Source organism: Streptococcus sanguinis SK49 (assembly GCF_000212815.1).
In the GTDB taxonomy this organism is placed as follows: domain Bacteria; phylum Bacillota; class Bacilli; order Lactobacillales; family Streptococcaceae; genus Streptococcus; species Streptococcus sanguinis_C.
Genome location: NZ_GL890985.1, coordinates 777,979 through 792,747, shown reverse-complemented (window position 1 = coordinate 792,747; position 14,769 = coordinate 777,979). Strand labels below are relative to the sequence as shown.

At 41.3% G+C, this 14,769-nt stretch carries 16 protein-coding genes; all 16 read right to left on the bottom strand.

Features of this window, described 5'->3' with window-relative positions:
* Positions 1-73: 73 nt before the first annotated feature.
* Positions 74-760, bottom strand: coding sequence for a Crp/Fnr family transcriptional regulator (locus tag HMPREF9380_RS07040; RefSeq protein WP_002932851.1), 687 nt, complete (start codon positions 758-760; stop codon positions 74-76).
* A gap of 47 nt (positions 761-807) precedes the next feature.
* Entirely contained in the window at positions 808-1,305 is a 498-nt protein-coding gene (locus tag HMPREF9380_RS07045; protein ID WP_002932849.1) for a DUF1648 domain-containing protein, read from the bottom strand.
* Positions 1,292-1,573, bottom strand: a complete 282-nt coding sequence (locus HMPREF9380_RS07050) for an autorepressor SdpR family transcription factor (RefSeq protein WP_002896078.1) — start codon at positions 1,571-1,573, stop codon at positions 1,292-1,294. The genes HMPREF9380_RS07045 and HMPREF9380_RS07050 overlap by 14 nt, the downstream gene beginning before the upstream one ends.
* Entirely contained in the window at positions 1,551-2,339 is a 789-nt protein-coding gene (locus HMPREF9380_RS07055) for a YhfC family glutamic-type intramembrane protease (protein WP_002932847.1), read from the bottom strand. The genes HMPREF9380_RS07050 and HMPREF9380_RS07055 overlap by 23 nt, the downstream gene beginning before the upstream one ends.
* Before the next feature lie 459 nt (positions 2,340-2,798).
* The gene (locus tag HMPREF9380_RS07065; protein WP_002932846.1) at positions 2,799-3,308 is read right to left on the bottom strand and encodes an SdpI family protein; all 510 of its coding nucleotides are present in this window, start codon (positions 3,306-3,308) and stop codon (positions 2,799-2,801) included.
* Positions 3,286-3,573, bottom strand: coding sequence for an autorepressor SdpR family transcription factor (locus tag HMPREF9380_RS07070; RefSeq protein WP_002897962.1), 288 nt, complete (start codon positions 3,571-3,573; stop codon positions 3,286-3,288). The genes HMPREF9380_RS07065 and HMPREF9380_RS07070 overlap by 23 nt, the downstream gene beginning before the upstream one ends.
* Before the next feature lie 202 nt (positions 3,574-3,775).
* Positions 3,776-4,684 carry a CPBP family intramembrane glutamic endopeptidase gene (locus tag HMPREF9380_RS07075; protein WP_002932845.1) on the bottom strand — a complete coding sequence of 303 codons (909 nt, stop codon included), beginning with the start codon at positions 4,682-4,684 and terminating at the stop codon, positions 3,776-3,778.
* A gap of 128 nt (positions 4,685-4,812) precedes the next feature.
* Positions 4,813-5,637, bottom strand: a complete 825-nt coding sequence (locus HMPREF9380_RS07080; protein WP_002932844.1) for a CPBP family intramembrane glutamic endopeptidase — start codon at positions 5,635-5,637, stop codon at positions 4,813-4,815.
* 30 nt (positions 5,638-5,667) lie between these two features.
* Positions 5,668-7,467: a serine hydrolase domain-containing protein gene (locus tag HMPREF9380_RS07085; protein WP_002932843.1), complete on the bottom strand. Its 1,800-nt coding sequence runs from the start codon at positions 7,465-7,467 to the stop codon at positions 5,668-5,670.
* Positions 7,468-7,639: 172 nt separating this feature from the next.
* Positions 7,640-8,125, bottom strand: coding sequence for a hypothetical protein (locus HMPREF9380_RS07090; RefSeq protein ID WP_002932842.1), 486 nt, complete (start codon positions 8,123-8,125; stop codon positions 7,640-7,642).
* Between the two features lie 14 nt (positions 8,126-8,139).
* A complete protein-coding gene (locus HMPREF9380_RS07095; RefSeq protein WP_002932841.1) occupies positions 8,140-9,720 on the bottom strand; it encodes an ATP-binding cassette domain-containing protein in 1,581 nt (526 codons plus the stop codon).
* Positions 9,721-9,985: 265 nt separating this feature from the next.
* The gene (locus HMPREF9380_RS11905; protein ID WP_002897970.1) at positions 9,986-10,126 is read right to left on the bottom strand and encodes a hypothetical protein; all 141 of its coding nucleotides are present in this window, start codon (positions 10,124-10,126) and stop codon (positions 9,986-9,988) included.
* A 210-nt stretch (positions 10,127-10,336) separates the two neighbouring features.
* Complete coding sequence (locus HMPREF9380_RS07100) at positions 10,337-11,416, bottom strand: serine hydrolase (protein ID WP_002932838.1); 1,080 nt, start codon at positions 11,414-11,416, stop codon at positions 10,337-10,339.
* Positions 11,417-11,550: 134 nt separating this feature from the next.
* Positions 11,551-12,156, bottom strand: coding sequence for a superoxide dismutase SodA (sodA, locus tag HMPREF9380_RS07105; protein WP_002896081.1), 606 nt, complete (start codon positions 12,154-12,156; stop codon positions 11,551-11,553).
* A gap of 62 nt (positions 12,157-12,218) precedes the next feature.
* Entirely contained in the window at positions 12,219-13,265 is a 1,047-nt protein-coding gene (gene holA, locus HMPREF9380_RS07110; RefSeq protein WP_002932836.1) for a DNA polymerase III subunit delta, read from the bottom strand.
* Positions 13,266-13,515: 250 nt separating this feature from the next.
* Entirely contained in the window at positions 13,516-14,655 is a 1,140-nt protein-coding gene (locus tag HMPREF9380_RS11400) for a DUF805 domain-containing protein (protein ID WP_002932835.1), read from the bottom strand.
* Between the last annotated feature and the right edge of the window lie 114 nt (positions 14,656-14,769).

Below are 14,769 nucleotides of genomic sequence, written 5' to 3'. Positions count from 1 at the left end.
AAATAAAATTAGTACACGGTTAATATTAGAATATTTTGAATTCATAAGCAAAAAAGAAGCCAATCAGAACCGATTAGCTTCCAGCAAGGTATTTCATGAAATACTCTTTCTCTTTAAAAGTTAATTTTTTATGTTGGTATTCAATCCGACCTTCATCCAAGAGCTTTTTCAGAACTTGATTGACCGTTTCCCGAGTCGTGGCTCCTAGTTTTGCCAACTCTTTCATACTGATAGGAAAGGGCAGGCTATCTTCCACTTTGCACAAATCCATGCAGAGTAGAGACAAGGACTGAACCACACGCTCGCTGGCACTGGCTGCTACAACATTACGCAGACGAAGTTCCTGAAATTCCAAGATTTGCGACAACCGCTTGGTAATAAACAAAAGCTGATCCACACTCTTCTTAGAATATTCTTCAAATAAATCAATAGGAATGGAGAAATATTCGACATTGGTGACAGCGCTGGCTGTATAATGGTAGCACTCATCAAAAAACATACCTCCATAGGGGAAAACACTGTTTTTCTTGACATAATCCATATAAGAAAATGTGTCCGTCGAATCATATTGCTCAATCCGCACATAACCTTGAGATAAGAGAAAAAGTCGCTCACGTCGGTCTCCTGCAAAAAAGATAATTTGCCCTTTTGGAATCTTGCGATACTGAATCTCCACTGCTAATTTATCGAAAAGCTCCACTGGCAGATTGACAAAGGCAGGGTGCTGCCGGATAAATTGATAATGCTCCTTGGTAATCATGATAACCCTTTTATTTGATACTTGATACCATTATAGCATAAATCCGCTTACAAATAGAAAATGCTGACTATAAAAGTAAGAAATCCTAACAAAACAAAGAGGTGTGCCCATTTTCTATTCATGGAATTTCTGTCAGCTTGTACTTTTTTGGGCAAGTAATTGCCTACAATTATGAAAACCAAAGCAACTAGCATAGTTGCTATTTTACGCACATCAAAACTCTCATTTAAACCCCGATAAATGGTAGCTAGATACAGCGAAACAAAGGTAAAAGGAAATATCCAGCGAATAAGGTGCTTAAAGGTTCTATTTAAGATATCTTTGGCAATGGTTGTCCAATAGATCATAACTTCTAGCAGCATCATGACAATTGGAAAAGCCGAAACTACTAAAAACTTAGGTAAAAAAGCATTTCCTTTTCCAGATAAGTCAAAGTGAATAGCCAAGTTTTCTGGTAATGTTTGATAGACCCAGATGGCATATAAAACTGGCAAGAGCATGACGCCAAGCGCCCAACCTAATTCTTGTAAACTATTTTTTTTCATTTTCGTTTCCTCCTCCAAGAGATTGAAACCAGACAAGAATTTCTTCAAAAACAGTGACATCTAAGCTGTAATAAATAAAGTTCTTCTGCTTTTCTTCTATGAGCAGACCGGCTTTCTTTAGCTGAGAGAGGTGGTAGGATACCGTCGCAGGAGTCAGCTCAAAAGCTTGAGCAATCTCCCCAGCAGACTTCGGACCATGCTTGAGCATTTCCAGAATCCCCCTTCGAACTGGGTCAGCTAGGGCTTTAAGCGTTTGACTGATGCCCATGATTGAACCTTTCCTTCAGGTAAACTTTCAAAATTTTCTTGGTCAGAAAGACTAGTGCCACTACTTCTACTAAGAGCAGAGCCTCAACAGCCAGTGGCGGAAGAAAGCCTACCTGAGCCAGAGCAGGCGCTAAGTCAATCAGGGCGTGAAGTCCCAGAGCGGCTAAAAAATACACTGGAGCCTTCTCCTTGACTGCCTTCCAAACCCAGAAGGTCAGCAAAATTTGGATGAGAATAGCCAAGATCCGCTCAAGAGCCAAAAGATAGATGCTGCCAGCACTCATGGAACGGACATTGTCAATAACTGCTTGAGGAATTTGAGCCAGCGTCTGGGCATTCCCCTGAGTCACTACCTGAGCTATAACCCAAAAGTTTAAGAGACTGACAATGCCAACAAACAAAGCCTCAATACCACCATGCCCCAAGCCATAGGCCACACCATCCCTAAAGGTCAGTGGACGCTTCTTTTGCAGCCAGTAAAAGATGACCCAGCGGGCTGTTTCTTCAAAAATAGCTGCCGCAGCAACAGCATAAAGAACGTATAGCCAAGGATTTTCCGTCTGCAAAGCGATAGTTCCATCAGCCTGAGGCTGTAAAACGATACGATGCAAAATATTTTCCAGAACTTGACTCGATAAATAAAAACCGACTCCCCCTAAAAGAAAGACTAATAGAGAAATGTGCTTGGTCTTTTTAAAATAAACTAAAGGAACAAGGACTGTCCCTAAAATCAGCAGCATAGCAATCAAGATATGAATGGAAATCATCGTTTTTTCTCCTAAACTGTTTTGGTTTTTTTCTAAATAGATTATACATCTTTCCTTTCTTTCTGTCAAATCTATTTTGAATTTTTTCTAAATAACTTCAATCTAAAAATCATCAAGCTCTACTGCAATAAAAAACGGCTCTATAATTTCTGTAGTGGGTAAAACCACTGTAGGAATGATGGAGCCTATTTGTTGTAGAAAAAAAGTCCCATAAGACCTATAATGAAAAGCGACAAAACCATCATTAGAAAGACTCTTATGGAACAGTTCAATTTTATCACAAACTTACTGGGAATAAAAGACCCTAACATCATAATCTTGGATGTTCTAGATGCTGGAACTCATAAAGAAATCATCGCTTTGAACATCAAAAAGGAGAGGACTGATTTAGTCCTCTCCAGATTATAACTTCTCATCAACCCACTACAGTTGACAAAGAGTCCTTTGTTTTCACTTGATTTACAAAAGAAAGAGTCCCACTAGTACGGCTGTCAATCCGACTAGGATAAAGAGGTAGGCTAGCCAACGCGGCGCTGGTTTTTCTTCCACCACCACTTTCTTAGGCATATAATTCCCAGAAATTAGAAACATCACCCCAAAAATAATCGCTGCAATTTTATTAATGTTGAAGTGGGAATCAAGAGCATAAAATAGAATGGAAAGATAGACAGCAATATGGTTCAAAGGAACAATCCAAAGGACGAAGCGGGCAAAAGCGGGCTTGGTGATTTCTCGGTAAGCCGTTGCCCCATAAACAATCAGCTGTATCAAAGTCATAAAGATTGGCAGACCCCAGATAAAGAGAAATTTGGGTGCATACTCAAATGTCGGGCTAATCAGCGACACGAAATTGATCCTAATATTCTCTGGCAAACTAGGATAAATCCATAAGGCATAAGCAAGTGGCAGCCAAATAACCAAGAAAGTCAGCAGCAATTCCCTAAGGTTATTTCTCAGTTTCGTTTTCATTATTTTTCCCTCCTAGCGCGGCAATCCAGACCAAAATTTCCTCAAAAACCGTGGCATCTAAATGGTAGTAAATGTAATTTTTCTGCCGTTCTTCATAGATGAGCCCCGCTTTTTTCAACTGGGACAAATGGTAGGATACCGTCGCTCCCGTCAAATCGAAGACTTGAGCGATTTCACCAGCCGACTTAGGACCTTTTTTTAATATTTCTAATATTTCCCGCCGAACTGGATCAGCTAGGGCTTTCATGGTTTCACTAATTCCCAATTTTGATACCTCTTAAAATTGATTTCTAGCTAAGGACAAATAAAGCAACTAGCTCTAGATAAGTCATGGCTCCTACAAATGTAAGCAAGGCGCTACTCAAACGGACAAGATTTTCTGCCAGCAATCCTCCTAAAACTATTTAGAGAACTTTCAAATTCTTTTCTCCATTATACTGTTTTTGAGGATAAAAGACAAGGAGGGCTTAGCTAAACACTTGCTTTTTCTTGGCTAGATAGGCGGTGAGAAGAGCAGCCAGCGCCATAACGATGACTGCTATCAGCCCGCCTGATAGAGGTTCGCTTGGCGTTCCTGCTAAGAAACTGTTGGCTTGACTGGTCAAAGTCGTCTGTAAGAAACTACCGTGCTGGAGATTGTTGCCCGTCCCAATCACTCCAAAGACACCTAGATAAATCATGTTATTAGCCGCATGCAGCGCTATGACCAGCCAGAGATTGTCCGTCAGTGCAAAAAGGAGGGAAAGGAAAATCCCGGTCAGAAAGACATTGAGGATATAAAGGACGGGCGTTCCACCTTTAAAAATGTGGATAACTGCAAAGAGCAGGGAGTTGAGCAGGACAGCCGGTAGCAAGTCCAGCTTGGTGCGGAGTTTGTTCATGACAAAGCCGCGGTAAATCATCTCTTCAGCCAGCGCCTGAAAGAAGAAATTGACCAGGAAAAAGAGCCAAATTCCTAGATTGAACTGCTTTTCGACTTGAATGTGGAGCTGTCCGCCGAGCAGATTGAAGCCCACAGCCAGAAGGACTAAGAAGAAACCCAGTGCTGTACCAAGCAGCAGATTGAACCCTAATTTTTCCTTCCAAAGTCCAAAACTGGCAAGGCTGCGCCGCTCCCAAAATTTAGCGACGAAGAGAATGATGAGTAAACTGCTACCTAAAAAGACGGATAAAGAAACGATGCCTATCAGTAAGCGATTGGCGTCCGTCATGCTCGGCAGCAAGAGCCATTGGGACAAAGCTCTGCTGATGAGGCTTCCCGCAGCAATCGCAAGAAAAGCCAGCGGCAGGCTCAGCCACCAATTTTTTGCCCCTGCTTCTTCTTGCAAGATTTCCAGACTAGAGCGATGGGCTGTCTTTTGATAAGTATGTGTCATGTGTGACCTCCTTAAGGTGTATTTTCCCCTACACCCTTATCCTAATAAAAGAAGTACACCAAATCAAGCTCTTTTTGGTAAGTGGTTAGATTGCGCTAGTAAGTGGTAGAAAAATCACCTAAAAAAGATTAAGAAATCCCCTGCTGACTTTCTCTCTCTTCGCGCTTGGTCAGCCAAACGGCAATGACAAGAGCAATGAGAGCGCTAAAAAGTCCAGTTGGACCAGGACCAAGGAATTTAAACGTTTCTACCCCACTAACAGTGAAAACGGTAGTTATCATGGCAACGGCATCAATGACCCCATGTCCAAAGGCTGGCAGCCAAATGGTTTTGCTACGTACATAGTAAATATCAAGGATAATCCCAAAAGAAATAGCCATGATATAATAGGGAATTAAATTTAAGAAACGCTCACCCAGCGTCCCTGCTCCAATCATATTGACAGGAAAATGCCAAATAGCCCAGATGAGACCACCAATGATGCGTCCCTTAGTCCGTCCGTAGCGCCCTTTCAAATAAGGATAGAGAATACCCCGCCAGCCAACTTCCTCGCCCAAGCCAGAAAGACTGATGGCTAGAGTTAAGACCGTAAGAATCATTAAAATTTGAAGGGCGACTTGTGGGTTCAGGGCAAAAGCCAAATGCTGCGGAAAGACAGCAAAATAGACAAGTGCGCCGCCAAGTTCAATGCTACAAATGGCTAACCAGCAGGCTAAGTAATCGCGCCATTTACTGGCGAGCTTCAATTTCCAGCCGATAGACTTTACAGGAGCTTTAGCCAAAAAAGCAGCCACCATAGGGGCGAACATTACCACACTTGCGGATAAAATGTTACCGACAAGTTTCTGATTGATCGCATAAAAGTAAGCTATGACTAGCATACCTGGCCAAGCGAGCCCAAACGCCCATGCTAGAAACCTTTTAATGGTTGAAGTTGAAATTGTGTTTTGCATATAAAATGCTCCTTTCTGTCATTTGTAAAATTATAAAGTCCACCATTGGTATAGCGACCAATAGAAAATATTAAAAGCGATGATAAAAGCGACGGAGCTAGTTGCTAGCGTGAGGTACTTATTCCCTTGCTTCAACCTCGCTTTGAAGAAGGGCAGATAGGGAAGAAAAGCACTAATCAGCAAGACCACAGCAAGCAAGGCAAACAGTTGGAAATGCCCCGTCAAACCAGCGAGATCGAAAGAATTTTTCGCGAGAATAATTGAGAAAAATGAGAACAAATTACGAAAAGCCCAAAGAATAAGGAAGCCAGTCAGATAATGCCAACTAGACCAGAAAACCGAACCTGTTCCCTTGTTTTTCCTAGTGAGCAAACGATACAATTTTGCCAAAATACCGCTGAGATAGCAAAGGGCGACATACAGTGCGGCAAGCCCAGCGAGTAATAAACTACCATAATCTTTGATAACATCCAACAAGGGCAGCTTTGTCCTATCTGAAATAGGCAGGTTCAGAATATAGTGCCCTCCTCTTTCTCCTGCCGTCCAAAAACCAAAATAGTCTTTGATAGCCGCATTTTCAGAAGGGTTAGTTAGATAGCTAGTCGACTTGAAAACCCTAAATATAGATAGGGGACCTCCACTATAAATACGCGCTTCGCGGTAAAAACCAGCTTGAAAGTCCTTTTGAGCTGCCTTTGAGGCTTCTTTTTTCTTACCGTAAATGAGGTCAGGCATGCTAAGAGCGAAATGAAACTCATTTCTTTGATTGACTGTAACGACTGAGCCAATCCCTGACTTCAAATCAAGCAAGAGGCTGGTCGTAAAGCCTGGTGAGTTTCCCCCGTGCCCAAAAGTTCTGGTGTTTTCAAACTCCGTCACCCAAAGTCCGTGAGCATTGACGGGAATATCTGTACCCGGATAAGTATGGCTAGCGCTGTAAAAATTCTCCCAAGTCTCTGCCCTTTTAAAGAGCTTCTCCTTTTGCAGGAGGGCTTGGGCAAATTTCTTGATGTCGGCAAATGTTCCTGTTGCCCGCCCCGCTGGATATTCTCCAAGAACAAAGGGTTGGTCGCCTTTTAGTAAGTCTCCATTTGTATCATAAGTTTTCTCCTTCTCCCGCTGTTTTTGTACAAATACATTATCTGATAAATCAGGTTTGAGTGCGGTGTGTTTCATACCCAAGGGCTGGAAAATATGCTCGTGGACATAGTCGGCAAAGGATTGCCCGCTAATGCGCTCCACGATATAGCCCGCCAGCGCTGTTCCATAGTTTGAATAGGATGTCACCGTCCCCGGCTCATAAATCTGAGACGGAGTTTTTTTCATCAATGCTCCTAAATCCTTGTCGGAGCCTATATACAAAGGGTAATCTTCAAAGCCCGCTTGGTGGTTCATGAGATCCAGCATGGTAATGGGCTTGTCGTATTTGAGATTTTTTAGGAGATTTTGGGGCAGATACTCCCTGATGTCCGTTTTCAGGTCAATCTTGCCCTCCTCCCAAAGCTGCATGACGCTGACCCAGACGGTGATTTTGGTGGTTGAACCCCACTCGAAGACCGACTTGTCATCCACCGCTAGCTTCTTTTCCTTGTCCGTATAGCCGAAGTTCTTTTGATAGAGAGTATTGCCGTCTTTGTCAAAGACCGTTGTTGCCAGTCCTGCGCTGGTTTTTTCGTGTTCTTGGTAGTAATTTTCAATCTTCTGACCGATTTGGTCGTAAGACGTGCCTGACGGCAATTTTTGCTGGTCGGCGTAAGCGTGGGCTGCTCCAAAAGCTAGCAAGCCACACGTTACCAGCGCCACAGTGCTTTTCAAAAATGATGATTTCATGATGATCTCCAATCATTATTTTCTATATTTCCTTCACTTAAAAAGGAAAAAGAAAGAGCAAACTGAGTAGACCGAGAAGGAGCCAGATCCAGCCAAAGATAAAGAATAAAAGCATTTTAACAAAAGTAAAAATATGAAACATGATTTTCTCCTTTCCTATCAGATTGCTATTTTAAAAGAGGAAGAAGCTGACCAGAAACAGGATTGAGCCAACTCCTCCGAAGATATAAGCTAAAACGCGTGGAGCCGGCTCTTGGTCTGCCACTATTTTTCTCGTGAGGAAGTAGCTGACAGCATTAAGGATGATTGCAGACATAATCCCATTGACCTTAAATACCGGAAAAGCCGGATTGAGCCCATAAAGAAGAACGCTGATATAAACTACGGCATTGATAAAGGGAACCAGCCAGTAAAGGAAATGGACAAATTGCTTGTCGATAATCTCTTTAATAGTCGTCGTGTAGCAAACAATCAGTTGAATTACACTCAAGAGAACTGGCAGAAACCAGATAAAGACTTGCTTGGGCATGCCTAGACCGCTATAGGGCAAATGCCCTCTGATTAGCTGAGATAGGTCTGCATAGATTGACAAAGCGTAGATAAGCGGTAGCCAAATAACGATTAGGCTTGCCACTAATTCTTTCCATTTTAATTTCATTTTCTTTCCTCCTTTTATAATTCCAGACAGTCATCAAAGCGGTCTAAGAGTGCCCTGCCTTGATTATGAGTAATAACGATAACAATGCGGTCCTTGATGGACAAGATATAGTCCATGACTTCCGCCGCCAAGCTCGGGTCAAGATTACTGGTCGGCTCATCAAAAATCAGCACATCATAATCCTTAACCAAGAAACGCGCCAAATCAATCCGCTGCTTTTCACCATAGGAAACTTCCTGCCGCTCCAAATCCAGCTTCTTGCTCAAGAAAGCCTCATTAAAATGCAGACTTTGGTACAAGAAAGTTTGGTCAGGTGCATTTATATCTCTGTATAGCGCGATATTGTCCGCCACACTTCCCTCGATAAAAAAGTCATTCTTTTGGATAAAGGCGATTTTCTGATAGAGACTGTCGCTTGCTAGCTGGCTGACCGCTTGACCATTGACCATGATTTGACCAGCGTAGTCCTTGCTATCAAAATAATTGAGCAAGAGCTTCATCAAGGTCGACTTGCCCCGACCAGACTCGCCGATAATAGCATAGTGCTTGTCCTTGGCAAACTGATAAGAAAAATCCTGAAAGAGAGCCTTGTCGCCCAACTCCAGACCGAGATGTTCAAAATCAATCCTATCAATCGTTTCGGTCAGATTTTGAGCGGGCTCCACTTCTTTCTTAGCCAACTTAGCATCAAAATCATTCTCAATATCCTTGACCGTGCTCATGAGATTTTTGTTATTGATAAAAAGCTGCAAAGGAGTGAAGACAAAGTTCAAAAGCTGAACACTGGCAATCAAAGCCCCAATGGTCAGAGACCCTTGGCTGACAAACCAAATCCCCAGAGACATACAAAATATCTGAGACAGAAAGCTAAAGAACATCATCAGAGTCACAGCACCCTCCTTAGCCGCATTATAGCTTTTTCTGGCTTGCTCAAAGTCGCTGTTGCTGCTAGACAGGTGCTCAACCACCCTTTTTTGGATTTGCAAAAGTTTGATTTGCTCAAAGCCTTCCAAAAAATTGGTGACTTGCTTCAAAAAGTAATTGCTTTTCTGAGTGAAATTCGCTGTCGCCTTGCGCATCAATATCCCTGGAATTTGTGACGCAGCCATGGTCAAAAAAGAAATGAGAATAAAGCCCAGAGCCATGCGCCATTCAATCCAAAAAATAGCCAGTGTACTGATAAAAACTGAAGAAAAGGCAGCCACAATATCACAGCGCGGGGTCAAGTAATTCTCTTGGTAAATATCCATATTCTTGGTCGTTGTGTTGAGATAGCTATTTTCCTGCTCGGAAGCCTTGTCATGCAAATTCTTGTCATAAAAAGAATGGAAAAGCCTCGTTTTGACTTCTTCCAAGACTTGCTTATTATGATTGTTCTTGAACCAAATAGCCAGCAAGCTGCAAAGAGACCAAGCACAAGTGCAAAAAAGGCAGATAAAGAATTGTCCAAGCAAGTTAGAATGAGCCTTCTGCGCACTGTCCACAACAACTCCCAGCTGCAAAGAAAACAAAGTGATAAAAATCGTTGCTCCAATGCTAAAGATAGTCGCACCCAGATAAGAAGCGCGGTATTTCCGTAAAATTTCTTTCAACATTTAATTTTTCCTTCCAATTTTCGTCTATTTTTGAAAACGATCCAAGACGGAATTGCCCAGCAGACGGATAAAACCGTGAGCAAGCCTATAAGCAATAAAAGTAATCCTCTTTTCATCTTTTCTCCTTTATCTATCTATTTAGAAAATTTTCTAAATAAAGAGTACGAAACGAAGCAATCTAATCCTTCTTAGGTATTTCGATTTGTTTCTAAATACTCTGGATTAAAAAATCTAGTCTAGAAAAACTAGATTGCCTATTTTGTATTTAAAAATGTTTTTGATTGGATATTTTTTGCAGGTCGTCCTTATTTTTATAGAGCACCCAGGAAAAAACAGCCAGCCAAATGGATAGACCCGTCACTAGACCTACTACGGTTAGTAGGATTGAGTTTCTTGCTTTCTTCATTTTTCCTCCTTTTTGAGTAGAGAAATTTAGAATTTTTTCTAAATAGCTTTTATAAAAAATTGCTCAGTGACTAATTAAACAGAGCAGAATGAAGTAATTAGAACATCTTCTAAATAGATTGTAACACTTCTCTTTCAAAAAAGCAAGAGGTATTTTGGTTTTTTTCTAAATAGCTATCAAAAAATCTAGCCTGTCTAGACTAGATTGCTCTTAGTTCATATTAACCCGATGCCATTCATTAATGACGTAGGCTAACTGACCAACTTGCTCAATTCCGACACCACTGATCTCATCACTGGCCTCGGTGCTACCACCTAAATAAGCCGTATAGAGAGCTATAATATAGGGCTTCTCTTCCATAACTAATGCATCCACATTGAGCGCCTCACGAACATATCCAGGCTTTTGATAGATGGTAATGTCACGCAGATAGCGCTTATAGTATTCACCTGGGAAGGATTCGCCTATATAATAAAGGATATCCTTGTACTTTTCCTGATTTTTAGACAAATACTCAAGGACCTGAATATAGTAGTCCGTCGTGGTCTTATTATTCTCACGGCTGATCGTCTTAATATCAGCCTTGGACTGACCGTAGCGACTAAACATATCATAGGCCTTTTCCATGCCGCCTAGACGCTCTGCTAAAGCGTAGGCTGGAGTATTTTCAGAATAAACCAAGGAATATTCCTGCATGTCTGATATTCTCATAGCACCGTTGAAAGCACCAACATAGTTATCATGCTCGCCCCTATATTCATAGTTTGTATTGGTAATATCAAACCGCTCGTCCATAGAAAGTTTGCCGGCAGCAACCTCATCTACTACCAGCATATTGAGAGGGAGCTTATAGGTTGATCCCGCAGTCATAGGCTGGGTATCATTCATTGCAAAGGTCTTGCCAGTCGTCAAATCCTTATATGAAAATGCAACCTGGGAGGGTTCAATTCCCATTTCAGTCATATAAGCCTGAATGACCTGAGTCAAATCCAAATTTGCATAGTCAAATCGCAGCCCCAAAGCATCCATAGTCGGGCCGTCCGCCTCCATGACCTTCTGCTTCTCTTCTGAATTTTTCTCAACAGGCTTCGGCTTTTCTTCAACTAGTTTGGAATCAGACTTGACTTTCTCTTCTTCCTGTTCTTGCTCGCCATAGTTTACAAGTTTGGCGGCTTCTTGCGATTTCTTTTCGATAGCCTTATTCCGTTCTGTCACAAAAAGAAAGATGAAGCCCAACAGACAAAGACAAGAAAGGACAGCTACGATAATCGTTACAATTTTTTTACTCAAAATATTTCTCCTAGCATTTGTATTATAAAAGAATATAGGACAAATAACAAGACAAATCTTAAAAAAGTCCTTTTAAACATCAAAAAAGACAAATCTCTAATCGATTCGCCTTTTTATCTATTGAAACTGCCTGTTTATTTAGCAGCAGCGTAAAGTTCGTCAACCTTTTTCCAGTTAATAACTGAGAAGAAAGCTTGGATGTAGTTCGGACGAAGATTGCGGTATTTCACATAGTAAGCATGTTCCCAAACATCCAGTCCCAAGATTGGAGTTTTACCTTCTGAAATAGGAGTATCCTGATTTGCTGTTGAAGTTACTTCCAACTTGCCTTCTTTATTGACAACCAACCAAGCCCAGCCAGAACCAAAACGAGTTGTAGCTGCTGCAGTGAAAGCTGCTTTGAAGTCTTCAAATGATCCAAAAGTAGCTTCGATATCCGCTGCCAACTCTGCAGATGGTGATGTTTCTGCTGGTGTCATCAATTCCCAGAAAAGAGCGTGGTTAAGATGACCACCACCGTTGTTGATGACTGCTTGACGGATATCAGCTGGGATAGACTCCACATCAGCCAATAATTTTTCCAAGTCTTCACCAATTTCAGGATGTTTTTCAAGCGCAGCATTAACATTCGTTACATAGGTATTGTGGTGCTTGTCATGATGCAAGTGCATTGTTTCTTCATCAATGTAAGGCTCCAAAGCATCGTAAGCGTAAGGAAGATCAGGTAAGATAATTGCCATTTGATAGACCTCTTTTTCTATATGATTATAAAAATGATAACGCAATCATTAGAATTTTTCAACTATTTTGCTTGTAACTCACCCGTCGCAATCTTGAGCAGAGCCAAATCAAACAGGTAATCTTTATCATACAGCCCCGATTTAATTTGGTAATCTGTTTCAATCAGACAGGCCATGGTCTTTTTAAGAAAGGCTAAACTCAGCGAGTGAGCATCCTTTAAAGCAAACTTGACTTGATAAGGATTGACCTTGCGGCCTAGATAGTCGGACAAATCAGACACAATCTGACTCTCAGCTCTGCCATTTTCCGCTAAAACCTTAACCTGCGTAAAGATACGAAACTGCCCCAGCATAATAGCAATAAGCTTGATCTCATCCTCACCTTGAAGAGTCAAATCTCGTACCAAACTTCTTGCTTCATCAATCTTCTGCTGCAAAATCAGCTGGGTCAGGTCAAAAATATTGTCCTGAAGAGTCTTGGGAATGGCCTCGGCAATGTCTTCTAAACCAATCTGACCAGACTCTTTATAACCTTTCAAAAAAGCTAAGTTTTTACTGACTTCACTGAACTGAAAACCTGATTTCAGCAGCAACTGATCGAAAGCTGTCGGAGCAAATTGTAATCCTTCTGCCTGCGCTTCCTTGCTGAAATAAGCCCGTAAATCTGCTTCCTTGAGTTCTGCAGCCTCAAAAATTTTCCCGTCCCGTTTCAGTAGTTTAACCAGACGGCGCTTGCTATCCAACTTACCTTCTGCGAAGATAACCAGACGAGTTGTATCCGCTGGATTTTCCAGATAATTTTCAAAAGATTTGAGTTCTTCATCAGTCAGATAGCGCTTCTTAGCTGTTGTCAAATCAGCAAAATGGTCCAAAATCACGATTTTTTCATCCGCAAAAAAAGGCAGACTGACCAAGTCCAACTCCACATCCTGATAGTTTGCTTCTTTCATATCGAAAATAGCAGTGTTCAAATCACTCGGTTGAAACTGAATCTGGCGGAGAAACTGCTCTTTCAACAACTCAAACTGCCCCAAATCATCCCCAGCCAAAATGGTCAAAGCAGGAAGATTGCTTGGCGTGATTTTTTTAATTTCCTCAATAGCTAACACCGAAAGTCTCCCCTGCTTTATATTTCTTGTCAATTTTATTCATGTATTGATTGTAACAAAAAAGAGTCGGAAAGTCTGTTATTTTCTTTGCAAACAAAATCTAATTTTTGAATAGATCTGCTATATAAATAGAAACTGTTATTTGCTTCATTTTTCTTTGTTCTAAAAAACTATCAATGTCCAGTTCTGTTCAAGATTTTCTGCGAGCGACAGAACAAAAAGAGCTGGAAAAATTCCAACTCTTCTTTGTTTATTCTTGGTTTTCAGTTGTATCCTCTACACTGTTTTCAGCTGGTGTAGAAGCTTGCTCCTCTTGAACTGATGAAACAAAAGGATTATCCTGAACAGGTGCTTGAGTTCCAAAATCCTGAGGTGTTGACTGCTCAGGTGTTTCAGCAGTAAATGGATTTTGAACTGGTTCTGCTTGCTCCACTGCCTGACTTTGATCAGAAACAGGTTGTTGTGGCTGTTGACCAAATTGCTGATCTTGGAAACCACCTTGCTGTGGTTGTTGGCCAAATGGTTGGTTTTGGACAGGTTGCTGTGGTTGTTGACCAAACTGTTGTCCTTGGAAACCACCTTGTTGTGGTTGTTGGCCAAATGGTTGATTTTGAACTGGTTGTTGTGGTTGTTGACCAAATGATTGGTTTTGGACTGGTTGCTGTGGTTGTTGACCAAATTGTTGTCCTTGGAAACCACCTTGCTGTGACTGTTGGCCAAACTGTTGATTTTGAACTGGTTGTTGTGACTGACCAAACTGTTGTCCTTGGAAACCGCCTTGTTGTGATTGCTGACCAAACTGTTGTCCTTGGAAACCACCTTGTTGTGGTTGTTTTTCATAGTTTAAACCTTGATTGTATGACTGTTGGCCAAACTGTTGTCCTTGGAAGTTTTGCTGGCCATATTGCTGACCATATGAATTTCCAACCATTTCAGGCTTAGATCCTTGACAAAGTAAAACAATCAAAGCAATACTACATGGAAGAGATACTATTCCTGCAATAATATTTAGAACTGGAATAAATGATAGCAAAAAAGGACCAACATACAAGAAAAGGAAAGCCCAATGATAACCAGCATCACGTAAACGACGGACAATGATAGCCAAATTAGGTACAAAAGTTGCCAGAGCATATAGAATTAAGATGAAAATAAAGATTACAGCGAATCCTGCTCCAGCCAAGATTGCTGATGGATCTGATTCATATCCATAAGTTGAGTCTTGAACTGCGGCTGAAAGAATACTTCCAAAAGCAGATGCCCAAAAAATGATAAACAATGGTACGATGATAATCATGTGACACAAAAACGCCCACCAATAGTCTGACCGACTTGAACGGCCCGAAAAATCAGCATAGTGTGTCCAAAATTTTTTATATGCAGCAAACATAAAATTCTCCTCTATAATTTTTTATACCCATTATCTTATCACAAATGCATAAATAAATCAATATGACTTCCTAACTGAAGCTAAGCAGTCTACAAAGTATGAGTTGGCATCTTT